20 protein-coding genes are annotated in these 22,120 nt (G+C 65.4%); 13 read left to right on the top strand and 7 right to left on the bottom strand.

From position 1 onward, the window contains the following. Window positions 1-173 precede the first annotated feature (173 nt). Both U5782_RS09560 and phaR read left to right on the top strand, forming a co-directional pair. Window positions 174-914 carry a 3-ketoacyl-ACP reductase gene (locus U5782_RS09560; RefSeq protein ID WP_322043552.1) on the top strand — a complete coding sequence of 247 codons (741 nt, stop codon included), beginning with the start codon at window positions 174-176 and terminating at the stop codon, window positions 912-914. A 151-nt stretch (window positions 915-1,065) separates the two neighbouring features. Beyond that, on the top strand, window positions 1,066-1,686 hold the full coding sequence (phaR, locus tag U5782_RS09555; protein WP_322043551.1) for a polyhydroxyalkanoate synthesis repressor PhaR: 621 nt from the start codon (window positions 1,066-1,068) through the stop codon (window positions 1,684-1,686). Between the two features lie 117 nt (window positions 1,687-1,803). On the opposite strand, the gene U5782_RS09550 is transcribed toward phaR, so the two are convergent. Together U5782_RS09550 and U5782_RS09545 are read right to left on the bottom strand one after the other, a co-directional pair. Continuing rightward, window positions 1,804-2,076 carry a helix-turn-helix domain-containing protein gene (locus U5782_RS09550; RefSeq protein WP_415914280.1) on the bottom strand — a complete coding sequence of 91 codons (273 nt, stop codon included), beginning with the start codon at window positions 2,074-2,076 and terminating at the stop codon, window positions 1,804-1,806. Between the two features lie 4 nt (window positions 2,077-2,080). Further along, window positions 2,081-2,395: a transcriptional regulator gene (locus U5782_RS09545; protein ID WP_322043549.1), complete on the bottom strand. Its 315-nt coding sequence runs from the start codon at window positions 2,393-2,395 to the stop codon at window positions 2,081-2,083. Window positions 2,396-2,675: 280 nt separating this feature from the next. Here U5782_RS09545 and rimO point away from each other — a divergent pair, with 280 nt between their 5' ends. From rimO to U5782_RS09530, 3 genes are all read left to right on the top strand, one after another. After that, window positions 2,676-4,013: a 30S ribosomal protein S12 methylthiotransferase RimO gene (rimO, locus tag U5782_RS09540; RefSeq protein ID WP_208624216.1), complete on the top strand. Its 1,338-nt coding sequence runs from the start codon at window positions 2,676-2,678 to the stop codon at window positions 4,011-4,013. A 5-nt stretch (window positions 4,014-4,018) separates the two neighbouring features. Then, window positions 4,019-4,948, top strand: a complete 930-nt coding sequence (locus U5782_RS09535) for a sugar kinase (protein WP_322043548.1) — start codon at window positions 4,019-4,021, stop codon at window positions 4,946-4,948. Between the two features lie 99 nt (window positions 4,949-5,047). Further along, the gene (locus U5782_RS09530; RefSeq protein ID WP_322043547.1) at window positions 5,048-5,596 is read left to right on the top strand and encodes a hypothetical protein; all 549 of its coding nucleotides are present in this window, start codon (window positions 5,048-5,050) and stop codon (window positions 5,594-5,596) included. Window positions 5,597-5,619: 23 nt separating this feature from the next. Here the strand turns inward: U5782_RS09530 and U5782_RS09525 are convergent, their stop codons facing one another. Next, window positions 5,620-6,615, bottom strand: a complete 996-nt coding sequence (locus U5782_RS09525) for a DNA-binding protein (RefSeq protein WP_322043546.1) — start codon at window positions 6,613-6,615, stop codon at window positions 5,620-5,622. A gap of 177 nt (window positions 6,616-6,792) precedes the next feature. Here U5782_RS09525 and U5782_RS09520 point away from each other — a divergent pair, with 177 nt between their 5' ends. Beyond that, the gene (locus U5782_RS09520) at window positions 6,793-7,911 is read left to right on the top strand and encodes a tyrosine-type recombinase/integrase (RefSeq protein ID WP_322043545.1); all 1,119 of its coding nucleotides are present in this window, start codon (window positions 6,793-6,795) and stop codon (window positions 7,909-7,911) included. Window positions 7,912-8,039: 128 nt separating this feature from the next. After that, window positions 8,040-9,224, top strand: a complete 1,185-nt coding sequence (locus U5782_RS09515; protein WP_322043544.1) for a cystathionine beta-lyase — start codon at window positions 8,040-8,042, stop codon at window positions 9,222-9,224. A gap of 86 nt (window positions 9,225-9,310) precedes the next feature. On the opposite strand, the gene serB is transcribed toward U5782_RS09515, so the two are convergent. Then, window positions 9,311-10,150: a phosphoserine phosphatase SerB gene (gene serB / locus U5782_RS09510; protein WP_322043543.1), complete on the bottom strand. Its 840-nt coding sequence runs from the start codon at window positions 10,148-10,150 to the stop codon at window positions 9,311-9,313. Between the two features lie 469 nt (window positions 10,151-10,619). Here serB and ligD point away from each other — a divergent pair, with 469 nt between their 5' ends. Then, window positions 10,620-11,624: a non-homologous end-joining DNA ligase gene (gene ligD, locus U5782_RS09505; RefSeq protein WP_322043542.1), complete on the top strand. Its 1,005-nt coding sequence runs from the start codon at window positions 10,620-10,622 to the stop codon at window positions 11,622-11,624. 233 nt (window positions 11,625-11,857) lie between these two features. Next, window positions 11,858-12,418 carry a DUF6013 family protein gene (locus U5782_RS09500; protein WP_322043541.1) on the top strand — a complete coding sequence of 187 codons (561 nt, stop codon included), beginning with the start codon at window positions 11,858-11,860 and terminating at the stop codon, window positions 12,416-12,418. A 55-nt stretch (window positions 12,419-12,473) separates the two neighbouring features. On the opposite strand, the gene U5782_RS09495 is transcribed toward U5782_RS09500, so the two are convergent. After that, entirely contained in the window at window positions 12,474-13,289 is an 816-nt protein-coding gene (locus U5782_RS09495) for an ABC transporter permease (RefSeq protein WP_322043540.1), read from the bottom strand. Further along, complete coding sequence (locus U5782_RS09490; protein ID WP_322043539.1) at window positions 13,286-14,035, bottom strand: ATP-binding cassette domain-containing protein; 750 nt, start codon at window positions 14,033-14,035, stop codon at window positions 13,286-13,288. Before U5782_RS09490 ends, U5782_RS09495 begins: the two co-directional genes overlap by 4 nt. A gap of 107 nt (window positions 14,036-14,142) precedes the next feature. Here U5782_RS09490 and U5782_RS09485 point away from each other — a divergent pair, with 107 nt between their 5' ends. Beyond that, window positions 14,143-16,578 (top strand): AsmA family protein, encoded by a 2,436-nt coding sequence (locus U5782_RS09485; RefSeq protein WP_322043538.1) that lies wholly within the window; start codon window positions 14,143-14,145, stop codon window positions 16,576-16,578. Window positions 16,579-16,654: 76 nt separating this feature from the next. Here the strand turns inward: U5782_RS09485 and U5782_RS09480 are convergent, their stop codons facing one another. Further along, window positions 16,655-17,158, bottom strand: coding sequence for a hypothetical protein (locus U5782_RS09480; RefSeq protein ID WP_322043537.1), 504 nt, complete (start codon window positions 17,156-17,158; stop codon window positions 16,655-16,657). A 437-nt stretch (window positions 17,159-17,595) separates the two neighbouring features. Between U5782_RS09480 and U5782_RS09475 the strand changes: the two genes are divergently transcribed. From U5782_RS09475 to U5782_RS09465, 3 genes are all read left to right on the top strand, one after another. Next, on the top strand, window positions 17,596-19,308 hold the full coding sequence (locus tag U5782_RS09475; protein ID WP_322043586.1) for a sensor histidine kinase: 1,713 nt from the start codon (window positions 17,596-17,598) through the stop codon (window positions 19,306-19,308). A 45-nt stretch (window positions 19,309-19,353) separates the two neighbouring features. After that, window positions 19,354-19,908 carry a response regulator gene (locus U5782_RS09470; RefSeq protein WP_322043536.1) on the top strand — a complete coding sequence of 185 codons (555 nt, stop codon included), beginning with the start codon at window positions 19,354-19,356 and terminating at the stop codon, window positions 19,906-19,908. A gap of 142 nt (window positions 19,909-20,050) precedes the next feature. Beyond that, window positions 20,051-22,039: a response regulator gene (locus U5782_RS09465; protein ID WP_322043535.1), complete on the top strand. Its 1,989-nt coding sequence runs from the start codon at window positions 20,051-20,053 to the stop codon at window positions 22,037-22,039. The last annotated feature ends 81 nt before the right edge of the window (window positions 22,040-22,120 follow it).

The raw sequence follows: 22,120 nt of genomic DNA, 5'->3' as shown, positions 1-22,120 counted from the left end.
CCCTGATCGCAACAAGGCATGGCAACACGGCTTCGGCACGGTTGCGGACTGACGTTGTTTGACGTAATGCGCACCCAGGCGGCGCATGGCGGAGACGCAGTAAGGGCAGCAGGCAGAGGCGAGGCCGAAGGCGTCGGTCGGCGCTTTCGGAAAACGATAATGGAGTGTGGTTTATGGCACAGCGTATTGCGTATGTAACGGGCGGTATGGGCGGCATCGGAACGGGTATCTGCCAGCGCCTCGAAAAGCAGGGCTTCAAGGTCGTCGCGGGCTGTGGCCCGAACTCGCCGCGCCGCGTGAAGTGGCTCGAAGATCAGAAAGCGCTGGGCTTTAATTTCATCGCCTCGGAAGGCAATGTCGGCGACTGGGATTCGACGACCCAGGCGTTCGACAAGGTCAAGGCCGAAGTGGGTGAGATCGACGTGCTGGTCAACAACGCTGGCATCACGCGCGACGTGGTGTTCCGCAAGATGACGCGCGAAGACTGGACGGCGGTGATCGACACCAACCTGACGAGCCTCTTCAACGTGACGAAACAGGTGATCGACGGCATGGTCGAGCGTGGCTGGGGCCGCGTGATCAATATTTCGTCGGTGAACGGCCAGAAGGGCCAGTTCGGCCAGACCAACTACTCGACGGCCAAGGCCGGTATTCACGGCTTCACGATGTCGCTCGCGCAGGAAGTGGCGACCAAGGGTGTGACGGTCAACACCGTGTCGCCGGGCTACATCGGCACGGACATGGTGAAGTCGATCCGGCCCGACGTGCTCGAAAAGATCGTCGCGACGATTCCGGTGCGCCGCCTGGGTGCGCCCGAGGAAATTGCCTCGATCGTCGCGTGGCTCGCCTCCGACGAGTCGGGCTTCTCAACCGGTGCTGACTTCTCGCTCAACGGCGGGTTGCACATGGGCTGATCCCGCTGCCGCGCGCCTCGAAGGACGCGTGCGGCGAGCAAGGGATCGAAGGCGGTAGCGGCTCTGTTTGCACACCGGGGCAGGCCGCTTCCGGGCTAGACGACGCGCGATGGCATTGGCCTTCGCGCGTTGGCGCATACAAGGGCGACATATGACGACTACAAAGAAAACCGCCGAACGACTGATCAAGAAATATCCGAACCGTCGGCTGTACGACACGGAGACGAGCACCTACATCACGTTGAGCGACGTGAAGCAACTCGTGCTCGATCAGGAGGAGTTCAAGGTCATCGACGCGAAGACCAACGAGGACCTGACGCGCAGCATCCTGTTGCAGATCATCCTCGAGGAAGAGAGCGGCGGCCTGCCGATGTTCTCGTCGTCGATGCTGTCGCAGATCATCCGTTTCTACGGCCATGCGATGCAGGGCATGATGGGCACCTACCTGGAAAAGAACATCCAGGCGTTCATCGACATTCAGAACAAGCTGGCCGATCAGTCGAAGAACCTTTACGAAGGTAACGCGATGAATCCCGAGGTCTGGTCGCAGTTCATGAACATGCAGGCGCCGATGATGCAGGGCATGATGACCAGCTACATCGAGCAGTCGAAGAACATGTTCGTGCAGATGCAGGAGCAGATGCAGAACCAGGCGAAAAACATGTTCAGCAGCTTCCCGTTCAAGCCGGCCGCACCGGTTTCACCGGCTTCGCCCGCGGCTCAGGCGCCGGCCGCGAAGGAAGACGAGAACGACGAAGAAGAGAAGAAGTAAGTCACCGGCAGCAAGTCGCAGGCGGCAAATCGCGGCAAATTGAAGCGGCAAGGCGCGGCAGCCCACGCGCCGATGGCCGCCTGGCCGCTGTCCTTCAGCGTGATGGCGCGTGTGTAATCAGGCGCTCTTCAGATCGCGCAACGCTTCCGGATGCAGTTCGGCCACGCGCAAAAGCGTTTGCGCGGCGCCAGTTGGCTGGCGACGCCCTTGCTCCCAGTCCTGCAGCGTGCGCGTTGAAACGCCCAGCAGGGCCGCAAATGCGCTTTGCGACAGCCCCACTTTCGAACGTGCGACAGCCGCGGCGGTCGGCTCAACTCGCGTGACACGCGCGCTGCGGCCCGATTTCATTTCGCGGACCGACTGCATCAGGTCCGCCTGAAACTGCTCCATTTCCTTATCCACGTTCCACCTCTTCGCGCAGACGGTTCAGAAACGCCGCCGGCAGATTGTCGAATTTCGCCTTCGTGTAGACGATCAGCAACCAGATACAGCCATTGCTGGGGACGTTGTAATAGATCACGCGCGTCCCGCCCCGTTTGCCGAAACCAAAGCGCCGCCAGCGCACCTTGCGCAGACCGCCCGTACCCGCGACGACTTCACCGGCATAGGGGTTGTCGGCCAGCCAGTTGATGAACGCCTCGCGTTCGGCATCTCGCCAGATGTCAGCGGCGTAGCGCTGAAAAGTCGCAGTCTCGATGATGGTGAGCATGGGGCGCGTCAATCCGATTGTACGGCACTGCCGTGGTTGCGAGGAAGTTGCAAAGACCGTGGATTGGGTATTGTTTGATGAATGTCCAAACCTCATCCGACCCCGACACTTCCTGATGCTAACCAGCCACGCTGCCCCGCTCCATACGCCAAATGGGTAAAATGGCGGATTGGCTTGATCTCGCGCGGCGCAACGAACGCTGCGCGCCCCACATCCGGACGTACACGTGAAAAACCCTGTTGAATCAACGACCTCCCGAAACACCGCGCCGCGCGTCGGGATGGTTTCCCTCGGCTGCCCGAAAGCCCTCGTCGACTCCGAGCAGATCATTACCCAGTTGCGTGCCGAGGGTTATGAAATCTCGGGTTCGTACGACGGCGCCGATCTGGTCGTGGTCAACACCTGCGGCTTCATCGACGAAGCGGTGCAGGAAAGCCTCGACGCCATTGGCGAGGCGCTCAGCGAAAACGGCAAGGTGATCGTCACCGGCTGTCTGGGCAAGAAGGCCAGCGCGAGCGGCTCGAATCTGATCGAGGAAGTGCATCCGAAGGTGCTGGCCGTGACCGGCCCGCACGCCGTCGGCGAGGTGATGCAGGCGGTGCACAGCCATCTGCCCAAGCCGCACGATCCGTTCGTCGATCTCGTGCCGCCCGCCGGCATCAAGCTCACGCCGCGCCACTACGCGTACCTGAAGATTTCGGAAGGCTGCAATCACCGCTGCACGTTCTGCATCATCCCGTCGATGCGTGGCGATCTGGTGTCGCGCCCCGTCGCGGAAGTGATGCTCGAAGCGGAAAACCTCTTCAAGTCGGGCGTGAAGGAACTGCTCGTGATCTCGCAGGACACGAGCGCTTACGGCGTGGACGTGAAGTACCGCACCGGCTTCTGGAACGGCAAGCCCATCAAGACGCGCATGACCGATCTGGTCGCGGCGCTCGGCGAGCTGGCTGCGCAGTACGGCGCGTGGGTGCGTCTGCACTACGTCTACCCGTACCCGAGCGTCGACGAAGTCATTCCGCTGATGGCCGAAGGTCCGTACAAGGGCCATGTGCTCCCGTATCTCGACGTGCCGTTCCAGCACGCGCACCCGGAAGTGCTCAAGCGCATGAAGCGCCCCGCAAACGCGGAAAAGGTCATGGAGCGCGTGAAGGCGTGGCGCGAAATGTGCCCGGACCTCACGATCCGCAGCACCTTCATCGCCGGCTTCCCGGGCGAAACGGAAGAGCAGTTCGAAACGCTGCTCGACTTCATCCGCGAAGCCGATCTGGACCGTGTGGGCTGCTTTGCCTACTCGCCGGTCGAAGGCGCGACGGCCAACGAACTCGACGGCGCGCTGCCGGACGAAGTACGCGAGGAACGCCGCGCGCGCTTCATGGAAGTGGCCGAGGAAGTCTCCGCGAAGCGCATCCAGCGCAAGGTCGGCAAGACGCTCAAGGTGCTGATCGACGAGATCAATCCCGATGGCGGCATCGGCCGCACGGCGGCGGATGCGCCCGAGATCGACGGCGTGGTGTATGTCGCGCCGGCGACCAAGGCGTCGAAGCGCTACAAGGTTGGCGATTTCGTCTCGGTGAAGATCACCGGTGCGGACGGCCACGATCTGTGGGGCGAGGTCTGATCGACATGACGGCAGTCATGGCCGAAATCCTGGCTTACGGCGAGGCGATGGTGGAGTTCAACCAGGCTGCGCCGGGCAAGCCGGACTACCTGCAAGGCTTCGGCGGCGACACCTCCAACTTCGCGATCGCGGCGGCGCGCCAGGGCGCGCGCAGCGGATTCGTTTCGGCGGTGGGCGACGATCAGTTCGGGCGGCTTCTGCGCGATCTGTGGACGCGTGAGGGCGTCGATACGTCCCACGTGCGCGTGAGCGCAGACGCGCCGACCGGCGTGTACTTCGTCTCGCACGGCCCGGATGGCCACGCATTCGACTATCTGCGCAAGGGTTCGGCGGCGAGCCGCTACGCGCCGGGCGATCTGCCGCTCGATGCACTGGCGGCTGCCCGCGTGCTGCACTTGTCGGGCATCAGTGTCGCCATCGGTGACGCTGCCTGCGATGCGGCCTTCGCGGCCATCGAGCATGCGCGCGCCAACGGCGCGCAGGTGAGCTTCGACACCAATCTTCGTCTGAAGCTCTGGCCGCTCGCGCGCGCCCGCGCGGTCATGACTGAAGTGCTGCGTCTGACCGATATCTGCCTGCCGAGCTGGGACGATGTTGCCGTGTTGACGGGGCTGGATGATCGCGATGCAATCGTCGATCGTCTGCTGACACTTGGCGCGCGCGTCGTCGCGCTCAAACTCGGCAAGGACGGCGCTTACGTGGCGACGCCGCACGAGCGGCGCCTTGTGCCGGGACGCGTGGTCCAGGCGGTCGATGCGACCGGCGCGGGCGATTGCTTCGGCGGCGCGTTCGTCGCGCGTCTTGTAGCCGGGGACGATCCGTTCGCGGCCGCGCAGTACGCCAACACGGCGGCGGCGCTTTCGACGCAAGGTTACGGCGCGGTCGCGCCGATTCCGCGTCGCGAGGATGTGGAGCGCGCGCTGGCGTCAGCCTGAGCAAGCCCGCATGTTGCCGATAGCGGCGAGGGCCTGGGTTGCCTCGCGCATTCGCGCCGACCGCAGCCATTCTGCAAGCATCCCGATCTGAGGAATCCGATGGAAGTTTCAAGCTCGAAGACCGCGCGCGGTTTGGCCTGGTTCGTCGCGGCGGCAATTACGCTGCCGCTCGCGGCATGCGCCGTCGGCGGCAATCAAGCGTCGGACGCAGCCGCGCCAGCGGCCGTGCATTCGTCACTCAAGCCGAATCCCGAGTTCGCGCGACTCCCGCAGTACGCGGGCACGCTCGGCAAGCGCCACATCGTGATGCGGCTGGGCGCCAAGACCGATCCGGACGATCCGACGGGCGTCCACGGTGAGTATCAGTTCGGTGATACGGGCGAAGTGATCCTGATCGCGGGCGACCGCTCGGGCGCGACGCTGGAGGCCGAAGAGTCGAACGACGGCACGCGCATCACCGGCAACTGGGTCGGCACGTTCGCGGCCGACGGCACGCTTTCCGGCGAGCGTATGGAAGTGGACGATTCGAATCCTGTGCCGTTCGAGTTGAAGCCGGTGGCGACGGGGTCTGCTGCGTCTCCATCGGTTCCTCCCGCGAAGGGTGGAAATACCGTGAATGGCGTCGGCAATCTCGTGATTGGCGAGTGAAGCGTTTCGCGGCGAGCCGGCACTTATTCGCCGGTGTTGTCCGCCGAAGGTCCGCGTACGCTGCGTGGCGCCGCCAGCGCTACGCGTGCTTTCTTGTCCGTGGTGGCGCGCTTGAGCGTCGCGCGCGAGCGATTGCGTATCGCAGCCAGCCTGCTTTCCAGCGTTTCGCGCTCGTGTTGCCAGGTGCTGCGTTCCCGCAAGAACGCCTCGTTTTCCCGTTGTGCCGCGCGCAACGCGTCGTCCTGCCGCGCCTCCTGCGCGCGTGCCGCACCGAGTTCACCCAATAGCGTTTCATTGCGCTGCTGAAGCGAAGCGGCGAGCGTATCTGAACGCCGACGCTCTTCGCGAGCCTCGCTGATCTGCTGCATCATGTGCTTCTGCACACCTTCCATACGCTGCGTCGCCTTGTCCAGTTCGGACTGAAAGGCCGCGTCGCGTGCCTCTAGCGATGCCCGCAGTGCGGTGCTCGCCTTCTCATGTTCCAGCCGTTGCTCGCGCAACCGCGACTCGGCCTGTTCGCGCTCGATGTTGCGTTGTGTGTCGAGGGCATCGGCGCGTGCGCGGGCTTCCTCGGCGCGTGCGTTTGCCGCTTCGAGCTGCTGCTTCAGCACGGCGACCTGTTCGCCTAGCGCGCCCAGTTCCACTTCCCGCAACCGCAAGGCTTCATCCGCCGCCGATCGCGCTTCGACGGCCTCGGCCGCGCGCGATTCGGCCTGCGCCGTGGCCTGCTCCAGTTCGGCTACGCGTGCGTCATAGACCTTCTCCCCATGCTCCACAGCGACGGCCCAGATACCGAGCATCGCGTCCGCGACGGCGGGCGGCAACTCGGCGGCCAGGGCGTCGCTGCGCGTTTTCTCGTCCTTCCACTGCTTGAGCTCGTCGTTGATCGTCGTGCGGCTGCCCTGGCGAATTTCCGCGTAGATGAGGTCGACGGTCAGCTCATGCGGCCGTTTTCCGGCGGCAACGAGGCGAGACGCGGTTTCGCGCGTGCGTAGACGGGTATCGCTGATACGTGACATGGTTTTTTCGACGAGAGACGGAGATCTGACTCAAATTTTACTGTATATCATCATATAACGTTATACGCATAATCTTTTGGATTTAAAATTTACGATAACACCTATAATCGCAAGTAAAGCTACGATACGCTCTCTGCAAAACCGGATTCCGCCTCCGAACCGATGCCTGAAAACGCCATGACCGTGCTTCCTGCCTTGCCACCCGCGCTCGATGGCCGCCACGGCACGAACCGCGCGCGTAGTGGGGTAGCGCAGACCGCCGCACGCGACGACGTCGAAGCGGTTCGCCTTTGGCTCGCCGAATACATCGATTCGCCACATACGCTGCGCAGTTACCGCAAGGAAGCGGTTCGCCTGATGCTGTGGGCCACACGCTCGCTCGACAAACCGCTATCGAGCCTCACGCGCGAAGACTTCGTGCTCTACGAGCAGTTTCTGGCCGCACCCAGCGGTGACTGGGTAGACCCCGCGCGACCGCGCCGGGGTGGGGAGCGCAGACTTTTCGAAGGTCCGCTGTCACCGCGCAGCCGGCGGCAGGCGATGGGTATCCTCGGCGGGCTGTTCAACTACCTGGTGGCGGCGGGCTATCTCGCGGGCAATCCGCTCGCGCTGCGCCGCGCTCGCGCGCCGCAGGCGCCACGCAGTCGCCGTGTTGAGCGCTATCTCGACCAGACGCTTTGGCAGCAGGTGCTAGACGGCGTCGACGCTTTCCCGCAAGACACGCCGCGCGAGCGCCAGCATTACGAGCGCTGTCGCTGGCTCATGCGTTTCCTGTACCGTACGGCGTTGCGCGCGAGCGAGGCCGCGCAGGCGCGCGCGGGCGATTTCGAGCGTCGGCGCGGCCGCTGGTGGTTGCGTGTGGTGGGCAAGGGCGGCGTGGAGGGAGACGTGCCCGTGAGCGACGAACTGATGGCCGACTTCGCCCGCTATCGCGCGTTTCATGGCCTGCCGGACGTACCCGCGCCCGGCGAGATGCGGCCGGCCGTGTTGGGCGTGGCGGGTGGCGACGCGAGTCCGCTCACGTCCACCGCCGTCTATCTGGTCGTGAAAACCGTGTTCCGGCGCATCGCGGATACGCTCGAAGCACACGATCCGGCGAGTGCGGCCACGCTGCGCCGCGCCTCGACGCACTGGCTGCGCCATACGGCCGCGACCCATCAGGCCGACGCGGGTACAGACTTGCGCTACATCCAGAAGAATCTGCGCCACGCGTCGATCGAGACGACCGGCCTCTACCTGCACGCCGACGACGACGCACGCCACGCGCAGACCGTTCGCGACAAGCCGCAAGGGTGATCCGCGCGGGCGCCGGTGTTAATCTTCGGCATGCGGCGCGCGCGGGCCTTGCTCGAACGACTCCCTCGAACGCGTGCCATGTCCAATTCGGCGCATTTACTGTCAGCCTTCAAGGCTCACACCCCAACATGAAGAAATCCGACTCCAGCCGCGCGTTGCAGACGCGCATCGTTAACCCGCAGGACGACCTCACGCCCGGCTTCGAATCGTTCGCCGCACCCGTCACGCGCGCCTCGACCGTGGTGTTCCCCGACCTTGCGACCGTGCGCGGTCTCGACTGGAAGAACGACGCGCAATGGCGCTACGGCCTGCACGCCACGCCCACGTCCACGCTGCTCATGCAACGCCTGGCCGATATCGAAGGCGGCGAGCACACGCTCTTGCAACCCTCGGGCCTCTCCGCGATCTCGAACGTCTATTTCGGTCTCCTGAAGGCTGGCGACGATGTGCTGATTCCCGACAACGTCTACTCGCCGAACCGCGATCACGGCGACTGGCTCGCGCGCGACTTCGGCATCACGGCGCGCTACTACGATCCGATGATCGGCGCAGGCATCGAAGCGCTGATTCGCCCGGAAACGAAGCTGATCTGGCTCGAAGCGCCGGGCTCGGTGACGATGGAAGTGCCGGACGTGCCCGCGATCACGGCGGTCGCCCGCGCACACAAGGTCATCACGGCGATCGACAACACGTGGTCGGCGGGGCTTGCGTTCAAGCCGTTCGATCACGGCGTCGATATCTCGGTGCAGGCGCTCACGAAGTACCAGTCTGGCGGCAGCGACGTGTTGATGGGCGCAACCATCACGCGCGACCGTGATCTCTACCTGAAGCTCAAGCTCGCGCGCATGCGTCTTGGCATCGGCGTGTCTTCCGACGACTGCTCGTTCGTGCTGCGCGGCCTGCCCAGCATGAAGGTGCGTTTCGATGCGCACGACCGCGCGGCGCTCTCGCTCGCGCAGTGGCTCGATTCGCGCGACGAAATCGCAGCCATGCTGCATCCCGCGTTCGCCGATTGTCCGGGCCACGAGTTCTACAAGCGCGACTTCACGGGCGCGGGCGGACTTTTCTCGGTGGTGTTCGACGAGCGCTACAGCGCCGCGCAGATCGACACCTTCTGCGAGTCGCTCGAACTCTTCGCGCTGGGCTGGAGCTGGGGCGGGGCGCGTAGTCTCGTGATGCCGTACGACATCGCCTCGATGCGCACGGCCGCTAGCTGGCCGTATCGCGGCACGCTGGTGCGCTTCTACATTGGCCTCGAAGACGAAGCCGATCTGCGCGCCGACATCGAGCGCGCGCTCGCCAAACTCGCGTAAAGCGCGATCGCGCAATGGCAAACGGCCGCGCCTGTCCGTCGGGACAGGCGCGGCCGTTGTCTTTTTAGCGGCGTTGTTTCGGTTGCTTAGAACAGACGCAGCAGACCGTCGAGGCCGACGAAGTTGAACGCGACGCTGGCCGCTTCGCGCACCACCGGCTTGGCGCGGAATGCCACGGACAGACCGGCCACCGCCATCATCTTCAGGTCGTTCGAGCCGTCGCCCATCGCGATCGCGCGGCGCGGATCGATACCGATCTGCGCGCAGGTCTCGGCGACGGTGCGTGCCTTCACCTCGGCATTGACGATCTCGCCGACGACGCGGCCCGTGAGCTTGCCATCGACGATTTCCAGCGAATTCGCGCGCGTGAAATCGAGGCCGAGGCGTGCTTTCAGACGTTCCGTGAAGAACGTGAAGCCGCCCGAGACCAGCAGCGTCTTCAGACCTGCGGCTTTTGCGCCCGCGAGCATCTTTTCCGCGCCCGGCGAGAGTTGCAGGCGCTCTTCATAGACGCGCTCCAGCGCGCTCGCGTCGAGGCCTTTGAGCAGCGCCACGCGGCGCGTGAGGCTTTCGTTGAAGTCCTTGATCTCGCCGCGCATCGACGCTTCGGTAATTGCCGCGACTTCGGCCTTCAGGCCGCAGAAGTCGGCGATCTCGTCGATACATTCGATCGTGATGAGCGTCGAGTCCATGTCCATCGCCACGAGACCAAAACTGCCGAGCATCTGGCCCGCTTCCACGAACGCGTAGTCGAGTTCATGCGTGCCGCAGTAAACGTCGAGGTCGGCGCGCTGCGCGGGCGCAGCGTTTTCGATGCGGATCGCATGCTCGTCGATGGGCACGAGGCGGCTGCCGCGCGCGAGCGCGAGGAGCGGCTTGTGGTGGACGGCTTGCAGCGGAGCGGGACTCTGGATGACGAGATTCATGACGTGTGCGGCGCGGGGCGCCCCGGAAGCGGCGAAAGTGGGTTCGGATTCGGGACAGGAATCGAAATAGGGCGTGAAGACGGCGGGGAGCAGCTTGGGAGCCGCAGATCCTGTCGCTCAACACAGCGAAACGCAGGCCGCGTGAAGCAGCACAAACAAAGCAGCCAAAACGCGAATTGTACCGCCTCGGCGTGCGCGCGCGACCCGCCTTACAGCTTACGGAGACGAAAGCCAGCTTTCGAGGCACAATGAATGCTCGTGCGGCGTCCGACGGGGGGCGGCCGCCGCGTGCCGACAACCGTACGTGTCGCGACTCGCGTCGCGCGATGCGTCGCACGCGCCGATCGGCGCCAGGGGAACCGGTATGCAGGACGCACATTCCGCCCAGACAAGCCCTACCCGAACGCCGACCGGCGCGCGGACGCAGGTTCCGGACACCGCGGCACAGGCCGCGGATGAATTGCGACAGGTGGTCGAAACACCTGCCACTGCCCAGACTCCGGTTCCGCGCACACCGCGTGCCTCGCCACGTTCTGCGCGAGCGCGCGAGCGCCGCGCCAGCACCACCGGCGAAGTCGCCGGCATCGCCATCACCAGTGCGCGCCGGATCATCGACGTTGCAAGCGGCATCCGCAAGCTCGACCTCGTGCGCTACTACGCGCGCGCGGCGCCCTGGCTGCTGCCGCACCTGCGCGATCGTCCCGTTTCGCTCGTGCGCGCGCCGCAGGGGCTCGCCGGCGAATTGTTCTTCCAGCGCCATATCACCCGGGCACCGATTCCCGGCGTCAGCCTCTATGAAGACCTCGATCCCGGCCATCCGCCATTGATCGGCGTCGATTCGCTCGACGCGCTCATCCATGTTGCGCAAATGGACGCCATCGAACTGCACACCTGGAATGCGCGCGTGACGGCTATCGAATTGCCTGACCGCGTGGTATTCGACCTCGATCCGGATCCGGTACTCGGCTGGGAGCGCGTGATCGAGGCCGCGGAACTCACGCGCACGGTGCTCGGCGATCTGGGTCTCGAAGCGTTCTGCAAGACGAGTGGCGGCAAGGGTCTGCATATCGTCGTGCCGCTCGTGCCCGGTGCCAGTTGGGACGACACCAAAGCTTTCGCGCGTGCGGTGGCGCAGCGCCTCGCCTCCGGCTGGCCGACCCAGTTCACGGCAACTGCGGGCGTCGAGCATCGGAAGAAGAAAATCTTCGTCGACTACCTGCGCAACGTACGCGGTGCAAGCACCGCAGTGGCCTACGGCGTGCGGGCGCGGCCCGGCATGGGGGTATCGGTGCCGATCGCGTGGGAGGAGCTGGCGCAGACGACCGGCGGCGCCCACTGGACGCTCGCGAACATCGATGCGCGGCTCAAGCAGCTCAACCGGCCGAAGCGCGGCGATCCGTGGGCGCGCTATGCGCAGGTGCGCCAGACGGTGAGCAGCGAACTGACGCTGCGGCTGGAGGAGGGCGGCGCCTGAGTGGCGCACGAGGGCATCAGGGCATCGGCTCAACTTTGAAGCGGCGCGGGCGGCAACGCCTGCGCCGTCTACAAAACGTGCTCCCTGGCAAGCCGTATAAAACCTGGGCTGGACGATGCCATTGCCCGGCGCAAGCCTTCGCGCGGCGCGCTAGACTGACAGCAGAAAATCCGCCCCGTGCTGTTCCGTCCGTGTTGATCGCGGTCGCGACGGCCCCCGCCAGGAGGTGACGCATGCCTTGCAGCCGCACCCGCTCCCGCCGCACTCGCGCGGCGCTCGCTCATGTCGCTGTTGCCTTGTCTTGCGCCTGCACGCTCGCGCTGCCGGCCTTTGCCTCGCCGCCGATCAAGGTGACGTCCCAGACCGCGACCGACGGCCCGATCCGTTACACGGTGAAGGTGACCTCGAAGCTCTACGGCAACGCCCAGGAAACCCGCACCTTGCGCTCGGGCGATACCGACGACTTCACATGGCGCTCCACGCCGCCTGGCGGCGCAGTGCCGGCCGCGCAGACCTGCCCCGACTACAGTTCGCTGCCGCTCGACGCCAACGGCGCGATGGTGCGTCAGACGCAGCTGCGTCTTGCGCCCATCGTCGCGCCGAATGGCACGGCCAACGTGCAGGTGAGCTTCCGTGCCCAGGCGCCGCGCAGCGGCAAGGCGGCGGGCGGCGCACAATGCCCGGAAGTCGTGGCGCACAGCGAAGTGCTGCACTTCTCGATGCCGACCAACGGCACAGCGAAGACGCTGACGCTCAGTGACGGCACGCAGTTGAGCGTGTCCGCGCAGCGCTGAGGGAGCGGGCCGAAGCGCGGCCCGAAGCGCCGCGCGAATTTGTCTCGAACGCGTCTCAGGCGCGCGCTTTCGCGCGCTCCTTGAGGCGCGCGGCGATGAAGCAGTGATCGGCCGAAAACAGCCGCCGATAAGCGAGCACCACGGCGCCCACCGTGCCAAGCGCAGACGATGCCGCGATCAGGAACATGATCACGATCTGATAGCGCACGGCCTGTAACGGCGACTGCCCCGCCAGCACCTGGCCCGTCATCATGCCGGGCAGGCTCACCACGCCCACCACGGCCATCTGGTTGAGCGTCGGGATCATGCCCGCGCGCACGGCCTCGCGCGCGCTCGCCTGGGCCGCTTCCCAGCGCGTCGCCCCGAGCGCCAGCGCGCTCTCCACGCGGTCGCGCCGCGCCGTCAGTTCCTGCATCATGCGCTCGACGCCGAGCGACACGCCCGTGAGCGTATTGCCGAGAATCATGCCGAGGATCGGGATCGCGTACTGTGGCTCGTACCAGGGACGGATGCGGATCACGACGAACAGGCCCACGGCCGCCACGAGCCAGGCGCTCACCCAGATCGACACGATGCTGTCGGCGCGCTGTCCCGCGTAGGTGCGCGCGCCGCGCTGCGCGCCTGCGAAGCCGGCGATCAGCGTCATCAAGGCCATCAGCGGCAGCACCACATACCAGCGGTCGAACGCGAACACCCAGCCGAGCACATAGCCGATTGCGAGCAGTTGCACGACGGTGCGCACGGCCGCCCACGCGAGCTTGCGTTCGAGATCGAGCTTGAGCAGCACGGAGACCGCGCCATTGACGAACACCAGCAGCGCCGCAATGGCGACATCGCCGATACCGAGGTTCTGCAACACGCCAGGGTTCATTGCGGCGCTCCCGTCGTGGTTGAAGCGGTTTCGCTCAGCACGCCCGCACGCATCGTCAGATGGCGCGTACCTACGCGCTGCGCCTGCGCTGGATCGTGCGAAACCCAGACCGTCGCTCGCGCGGCGCGCTCGCGTTCGAACCACTGGGCGATCAGCGTTTCGACCGCGCGCGCCGACTCCGGATCGAGCGAGGCAGTGGGCTCGTCGAGCAGGAGGGCCTCGGGATCGAGCTGGAGCACGCGCACGAGGGCGACGATCTGCGCTTCGCCACCCGAGAGGTCGGCGGCGTCGCGCGCGAGAAAATCGTGCCCACGTCCGGCCGCATCGAGCAGCGCACCGGCGCGCGCCGCATCGAATGCGGTGTCCCGATAAACCGCGAGGGTGTAGGGATAGCGAAGATTGTCTTCGACCGTGCCGTCGATCAGCGCGGGCCGCTGGCGCAGGTATGCGATATGCCGGCGGTAGCGCGGAATCCGTGTGCGTCCGACCGCTTTGTCGTGCCAATGCAGCGTGCCGCCGTCGGGCGGATCGAGCAGCGCAAGCGCACGTAGAAAGACGCTCTTGCCCGACCCGGAAGGTCCGGTCAGCACGACACGCTGGCCCGCGTAGAGCGCGAAATCGGTCGGTTGTAGCAAAATCTGCCCGCGTTGTGCGTCGCGCCGGGCGAGGCCCCGTGCTTCGACGAGCGGCGCGGCAACGCCGGTTTGCACATCGGCACCGGATGATTCGTTCAGGGGGTTCTTCATTAAATGATGGTCGACAAGACGCGCGATTCAAGCCCAGCCAGTCCTGGCGGGCACGCCGACTGCTGCAAAATCGTTGGCGAAACAACCATGCATAACCCGGAGCGCGCATGACGTCACCGCAACCCAAGGCCCACGGCACCCGCCGCACACTCGCCAGGATCATCGCATGGCTCGTGGCGATTGTCGTTGTACTCATCGCTGTGCTGGTCGCCTTTATCCTGACCTTCGACTGGAATCGCGCCAAACCCTATGTGAACGAAAAAGTGTCGGAGGCGATTGGCCGGCCTTTCGCCATCGTCGGCGATCTCAAGGTGGGCTGGCGCAGGCCGCCGGGCGAGACGGGCTGGCGTGCCTGGGTGCCCTGGCCGCGCTTTTCGGCCACCCAGATCGAAGTGGCCAATCCCGACTGGACCAAAACGCCGAAATTCGCGACGCTCGACGAGATCGACTTCGAAGTGGCGGTGCTGCCGCTGCTCGCGCACGACATCGTCATTCCGGCCATCAACCTCGTCAATCCGTCCGTCGATGTCGAACGTCTTGCCGATGGACGCAACAACTGGACCTTCAAGCTGCCGGCTTCCAGCGGCCCGTCGACATGGAAACTCGATCTGCACGACATCACGTTCTCGAACGGCGACATCGCCGTCAGCGACCAGCAGACCAAAACCGAGGTGAAGGTCACCGTCAGCCTGCTGGGTCAGGGCATTCCTATCGGCAAGGTCATGGAGCAGCAGGAAGCGGCTTCGCGGCAAGGATCGGCGCAGGTGATCGGGCGCTCGGGAGCGACCCGGCTTGCCCAGCAGGCTGAAAAACAACAGGCTTCGGAAGCGGCTGCGGCCAGTGCAGCGAGCGCTGCTAGTGACACAAGCGCGGCCAGTTCAACCGCCGCCTCGCAGGGTATGGGCTCGAAACTCGCGGCAATCGGCGCGAGCGCGGCCAGCAACGCCAACGCCGCCTCGGGCGGCCAAACCACGGAACCGTTCTACGCGATCGGCTGGTCCGTCAAGGGCACCTACAACAAGACGCCGCTCTCGGGCGAAGGCAAGCTCGGCGGCGTGCTGGCGTTGCAGGACGCGAATCGCCCGTTCCCGGTGCAGGCCGACGTGCGCGCGGGCGACATGCACATCGCGCTGGTCGGCACGGTGACAGACCCCGCCCGTCTGGCCGCCGTCGATCTGCGTCTCTGGCTGCAAGGGCAGAGCATGGCGCATCTCTACAATCTGACCGGCGTGACCCTGCCCGAAACCCCGCCTTACGCCACCGAAGGGCGCTTTGTCGGCCAGTTCCGCAAGGGCGCGAGCGTGTTCCGCTATGAAAACTTCACCGGCCGGGTGGGCGGCAGCGATCTGGGCGGCACGCTCGTCTACACCCAGCGCGCGACGCGTCCGCTGCTCTCCGGCGCGCTGGTGTCCAACCTGTTGCAGTTCTCCGATCTGGCGCCGATCATCGGCGCGGACAGCTCGGCGAGCAAGGCGAAGCGTGGCGACACCGTCAAGCAGCCGTCCGCGCGCGTGATTCCGGTCGAGCCGTTCAAGACCGACCGTTGGAGCGCCATCGACGCCGACGTGAAGTTCACCGGCAAGCGCATCATCAAGCAGGGCAGCTTGCCGATTCAGGATCTCTATACACACGTCATCATGACAGACGGCGTGCTCGCGCTCGATCCACTCCAGTTCGGCGTGGCGGGCGGCACGCTCGCCACGCGCGTGAACCTCGACGGCAGCACCGCGCCGCTGAAAGCGCGCGGCACCGCCGAGGCCCGCCACCTCAAGCTCAAGCAACTGTTCCCGAGCGTGAAGTCGATGCAGTCTGCGCTTGGCGAGATCAACGGCGACGCGTCGCTGTCGGCGACCGGCAACTCGCCGGCGGCGCTCGCTTCGACATCGAACGGCGAGGTGAAGCTGCTCGTCACACAGGGCACGGTCAGTCGGCTGCTGATGGAAGCGGCGGGTCTGAACGTGGCGAACGTGGTCTACGAGAAGCTGTTCGGCCAGCGCGACGTGAATATCAATTGCGCCGCCGCCGACTTCGTGGCGACCAACGGCGTGCTCGATCCGCGCGTGTTCGCGCTCGACACCGACGACGCCGTGATCGACATTACCGGCCCGATCGACCTGCGCGACGAATCGCTGGATATGAAGGTGCATCCGCACACGAAGGGCTTTCGCATCTTCTCGTTGCGCTCGCCGCTTTACGTGAAGGGGACCTTCAAGGATCCGCATGTCGGTGTGGACGCGGCGGCGCTCGCGTTGCGCGGCGGCGCGATGGTGGGACTCGGCCTCATCAATCCGTTCGCGGCGCTGATTCCGCTTATCGCGCCGAGCAACAACAAGCCGTTGCCGTGCGGGCAGTTGTTTTCGCAGATGCATCAGCATCCGGTAGCGCCGCCGCCGGGGCAGAAGATGCGCGCGCCGGCCTCCGCGCCCGTCTCGGGCAGTGCGGCCAGCGCCAGGGGCGTTGCGGCAAGCCGTTCTTCGCGGCCCGCGCAGCAGCCCGATGCGGGCTCGCAGCCGGGCCTGCAAAACCTCTATAAGGGCAGCTAGGAAGCATAGGCGCGCAGATAATGCGCGCATGAAAAAACGCCCGGCGCATAGCGTCGGGCGTTTTTTTGCATGGCTTTCAGCGCAGTTGCTGGCGCGGTGCGGGATCGCCGGTCGCGTCCTGGCGTCGCGTCACGCGCCGCGAGTTCACGCCCGGACGCGCTGCGCCGAAGTCGGGCAGGATCCGTGCGCGCGCGCGACTGGCGAACACGAGGAAACCGAATCCGTCGGCCTCGTACCAGTAGCCGCCGTTTTCGAGCCCTTCGATCGGTTGCTCGAGCGCATGCGCGATCGACTCGATGCAGCGCTTGCGCAACTCGCCCGTCGCCGGATAGGGCGGATGCGCGCCGCGCACACTGCACAGCAGCACGTCGAGCCCAGGCAGCACATGTGCGTAAAGCACCGGCTCGTCCTGCGCGCGTGCGCGTGCAATCTTGGTGTCGAGTTGACCAAACGGTTTGAAGTGGCTCAGCACGGCGAGAAAAGACTCGTCGCCATCCGCCTTGACGCGTTTACGCCTTTTCGGAAAGGACATAAAAATTCGCCTGAAAAAGGTGGATTGCAAATCACGCAGCGTTCCCATGCGACCACTCCCGGATTGGTGCGCCGCACGTCGATCCTTCTAGCATACGGATCTGCCGGATTAACGAAGATGCCAGGCCGTGGGGACGGCGCCCGGATTCTCATTGCATCAGGCAAAACGCCATGCCGGACCGCACGTCGCGCTCATGTGTGTATCCCGGCGCTCCTTCGCTTCTCTTTGTTTTGTCTCCGGTCTCAATAATAGTCCTGCGCGCGCGTGCAGTGTGACGATTTCTCGGGAAAAAACCGGCTTTTCGTGTGGCGCGGTGGGCATGGCCACATACGTTGTCATCTCATTATTTCGCGCCGATAATGTTTGGGCTCTGGTGCCAGCGGCGCGTGATGCGGCGTGCGGGGAATCCTGTCGTGCAGATGACTGCGGATGGGTGCGCGAGCGCCACCTGGACTGCCACGAGCGCCACCGAAAACCAGACCGACATGAAACTGTTCGCCAAGGGCCTGTTGCTGATCGCGATTCCAAGCGTCGTCGAGCTGGCGTTGCTCGGCGTCGTCTTCGATACGCAGGGCGAGGCGGCCCAGGCCGCGAAGCGCGCCGAAACCAGCAAGCAGATTCTCTGGCAGGCCTCGAGCCTCGCCCAACCGTTACTGCGCGAAGCCGCACGTGTGCGCACCGCGGTCGTGCTCGAAGATCCCTCGTTCATCGACCGGCGCGCCGTGTGGGCCGAATTCTCGGATCGCATCGCGTTGCTCTCGCACATGGTGGGCGACAATCCCGCGCAGCTCGCACGCGTGCAACGCATCAACAACGACGCCCGGGCATGGCGCGCACGCTGCGCCGAAGTGGCCGACGCGCTACGCGAGGGCCGTACCGATGCCCTCGCACACGCGAGCGGCGACGACCTGCCGCCCGAGATCGATGCCGTGCGCAGCGAGCTCGACGCCTTCATCGCGGAACAGACGCGCCTTGACGTCGCGCGCAGCGCCTCGTTGCGCGAGTCGCGCGAACGCCAGCAGGATGCGCTGATTTTCGCCGTGGTCGGCTCGATGCTGATCTGGGCCATGACGGCTTTCCTCTTTTCGCGCAACGTGGGGCAGCGGCTTGCGGCGCTCGGCGCCAATGCGCAGCGCTTGAGCGAAGGCGTGGCGCTCGCGCAGCCACTGGCCGGCGACGATGAAATCGCCGCGCTCGATACGGTGCTCAATCAGACGAGCCGGCGTTTGCGCGAAGCCGAGCGCGAACAGGCCGCGCTCAAGCTGCAATTGCAGGCGCGCGCCGCCGACCTGGCTGCCGCCAACGACAGCCTGCGCCAGGAAAGCCAGGACAACGAGATGTTCATGTACAGCGTCTCGCACGACCTGCGCTCGCCGCTGGTGAATCTTCAGGGTTTTTCGAAGGAATTGCAGGTCTCCTGCGAGGACCTGCGCGCGCAGATCGACACGGCAGGGCTGCCCGCCGACGAGCACCGCCGCATGGCCGAGGTGCTCGACGGCGACGTGGCCGAATCGCTGCAATTCCTGCGCCAGGCGGTGGCGCGCTCGGCGGCGATCATCGACGCGCTACTGCGTATGTCGCGCGCGGGCCGCCTCGAATACCGCTGGCAGCGCGTGAACGTGGGGCGCATCGTCGAGCGCGCGTTGGGGGGGCTCGCCGCGGGCCTCGCGCAGCGTGCGCGCATCGAAGTCGGGGATCTGCCGCCCGCCTGGGGCGACCCGGCGGCGCTCGAGCAGATTTTCGGCAACCTGATCGATAACGCTCTGCGCCACCTCGACCCGTGCCGGCCGGGGCAGGTGGAAATCGGCGCGATCGCGGCGGGTGAGGCCGGTGAGAACAGCGAACCCGATGAAGCGGCGGTAACGGACGAAAAAGCCGTTGAGCCCGAAAATTTCAGCAAAAAAACGTGGGAAAAAGCGCAAGAAAGCCCTCGCGATGCGTTGCGCATGTCGGGTGCCCGCACGCGGACGTATTATGTGCGCGACAATGGCGTCGGGATTCCCGCCGCGTATTTACCCAAGCTGTTTCGCGCCTTTCAGCGTCTGCACGGCGGCCCGTCGGACGGGCAGGGCACGGGGCTCGCGCTTGCGCGCCGGATCGCTGAACGCCACGGCGGGCGTGTGTGGGTCGAATCGACGGAAGGGACGGGCTCGACGTTCTTTGTCGCCTTGCCCGACGCGCCGCTGCGCACAGCATAGCGACAACAACATCGAATCGTTTCAGGACACGTCGGGGAGCGGCATATGACGCACGGGGAAAACACGGGCGAACACGCGGGAGAGGCGCGCGAGGCTGACGATGCGCCGTCGCCCGGCGACTACCGCGCGGCGCTCGCGAGTGAACGCGTGAGCATCGTCCTGATCGAAGACGATGACGGGCATGCCACGCTGGTCGAGCGCAACCTGCGCCGCTCGGGCGTGTCGAACGGTTTTTTGCGCTTTCGCGACGGCCAGGAGGCGCTCGATTATTTCTTCGGCGTCGCGGGCACCCCCGCGACTTATCCGTCGCGCGAGGACCTGGCGAACTTCGTCGTGCTGCTCGACCTGCGCATGCCGCGCGTGGACGGTTTCGAAGTGCTGCGCCGGTTGAAGGCGGAGCCGGCGACGGCATCGGTGCCGGTGATCGTGCTCACGACGACCGACGACCCGCGCGAGATCGAGCGCTGCTATGAGCTGGGCTGCAACGTCTATATCACGAAGCCCGTCGAATATGACGCGTTCATCGAGGCGGTGCGGCGGCTCGGCTTTTTCCTGCAAGTCGTCAAACTGCCGGCAGGCCACCGCTTCACGCGCCCCTGAACGACGACCCGGCGGCAACTCGGCAATGCGGCGTGCCGACGGTGCGCATCCATTTCGCGAGAGAGACTGATTCACGCATGACCATCATGACCAGACTGCGCAAGCTCCGCACCTGGAGCCAGCCCCGAGGGATGCGACGCGCATGAACGAAGAAGCAACCCTGTTGGCGGGCGCGCATGTGCTCGTCGTCGACGACGACGAAGGCATCCTGCGGCTCGCACGCAAATCGCTCGTGCGCGCCGGCGCGCGCGTGGACACCTGCGGCAGCGTGGCCGAGGCGAGCGCGGTGCTGGCCGCGCGCACGCCGGACGTGCTCGTGCTCGACTATCAGCTCGACGGTGCGGAAACCGGGCTCGACTTCTTCCGCCGCCTGCGCTCGGACAACGTGCGCGTGCCGGCAATCCTCGTTACGGGTTTCACCGACGAATCGCGCGTGATCGCCGCGCTGCGCGCGGGCGTCTCCGACGTCGTGCCGAAATCGGGCGATTACCTCGACTATCTGCCCGAGGCCGTGGCGCGCGTGCTCGCCCAGGTGTCGTTGCAGCGCGCCTCCGACCAGGCGCTCCTGTTGCGCGACCGTGAGGAGCACTACCGCACGCTTTCCGAGGCCTTGCCGCACCTCGTTTTCACCTGCGGCGCGGATGGCGACTGCGATTTCCTCTCGAAGCAATGGCGCGATTACACGGGCCTCGACGCCAGCGCGTCGCACGGTCTCGCGTGGCTCGACGCCGTGCACGCCGACGACCGCGAAGAGATTCGCCGCACCTGGCTCAAGGCCGTGCGCAGCGATAACAACGACTATCGCCACGAATTGCGTATTCGCCGCCACGACGGCACGTATCGATGGTTCGACGTCCGAATCGCGGCGATGCGCGATCCGCGCGGCGGCATCAACAAGTGGTTCGGCAGTTGCACGGACATCCACGCGCAGCGCGAATCGAGCGAAGAGCGTGAATTGCTGCTGGCCTCGGAACAAACCGCGCGCCAGACGGCTGAAGAAGCCAACCGCGCGAAAGACCGCTTTCTCGCCATGCTGTCGCATGAATTGCGTACGCCGCTCACACCCGTGCTGGCCGGCACGCGCCTGCTCGAACAGATTCCGGGCTTGCCGGAGGCCGCGCGCGCGGGCGTGCTGATGATTCGCCGTAACATCGAACTCGAAGCGCGTCTGATCGACGATCTACTGGATCTCACGCGTGTCGCCAACGGCAAACTCAGCCTCACGCTCGACACCGTCGACGTGCACGAGGTCATCGACGCCGTGCTCGAACTCTTTCACAGCGAAATCCAGATCAAGCAACAGGACGTGCACGTCGAGCGCCACGCGCAACATCACTACGTGCGCGGCGATCGCGCCCGCATGCAGCAGATGTTCTGGAATCTCGTGCGCAACGCGGCGAAATTCACGCCCGACGGCGGCCATATTTTCGTGCGCACACGTGACGAGCGCATGCACGTGGTGATCGAAGTGGAAGACACGGGGATTGGCATCGCGCCCGAACAGATCGGCAAGCTCTTTCACGCCTTTGAGCAGGGCAGCCACAACATGACGCGCCAGTTCGGCGGTCTCGGGCTCGGCCTTGCGGTCACGAAGGCGCTGACCGAGGCGCACGGCGGCACGGTCAGCGCGAAGAGCCCCGGCGCGCATTGCGGCGCGACTTTTACGATTGTGTTGCCGACGGCCACGCCGGGCGCGGGTATTGAGCAGCCAGAGGATCGCTGCGGGCCGCATCAAGCCTGCACGCTCGATATCCTGCTGATCGAGGATCACGAAGACACGGCCGAGGTGATGTCGCAACTGATTCGCGCGCTGGGCCACGAGGTGGCGGTGGCGGCGAGCGTGGCGGGCGCGCTCGCGCTCACGGCTACCCGGCACTTCGATCTGGTGGTGAGCGACATTGGCCTGCCGGACGGCTCGGGGATCGACTTCATTCGGGCTTTCCGCAAGGAGTCCTCGGCGCCTGCGATCGCGCTCACGGGCTTCGGCACCGACGACGATGTGCGCCGCAGTCTCGACGCGGGCTTCACTGCGCATCTCACGAAGCCAGTCAACTTCGAACAACTGGAGCGACTGATCGAAGAGGCCGCAGCCTTGCGCACGCATGACGCGCCGAACCCGGCTACGTCCTGAGCGATTGCCGCATCGACGCAAAAAAGCCCGCGTGCCTCGAAGGCGACGCGGGCTTTTTTTCGATTCGGGCCTTAAAAACCG

Origin of the sequence: Paraburkholderia sp. J67, assembly GCF_905220265.1 — a bacterium.
GTDB lineage: Bacteria > Pseudomonadota > Gammaproteobacteria > Burkholderiales > Burkholderiaceae > Paraburkholderia.
Note: the sequence above shows the minus strand (reverse complement) of the source record. Positions and strands in the feature narration are given on the sequence as shown.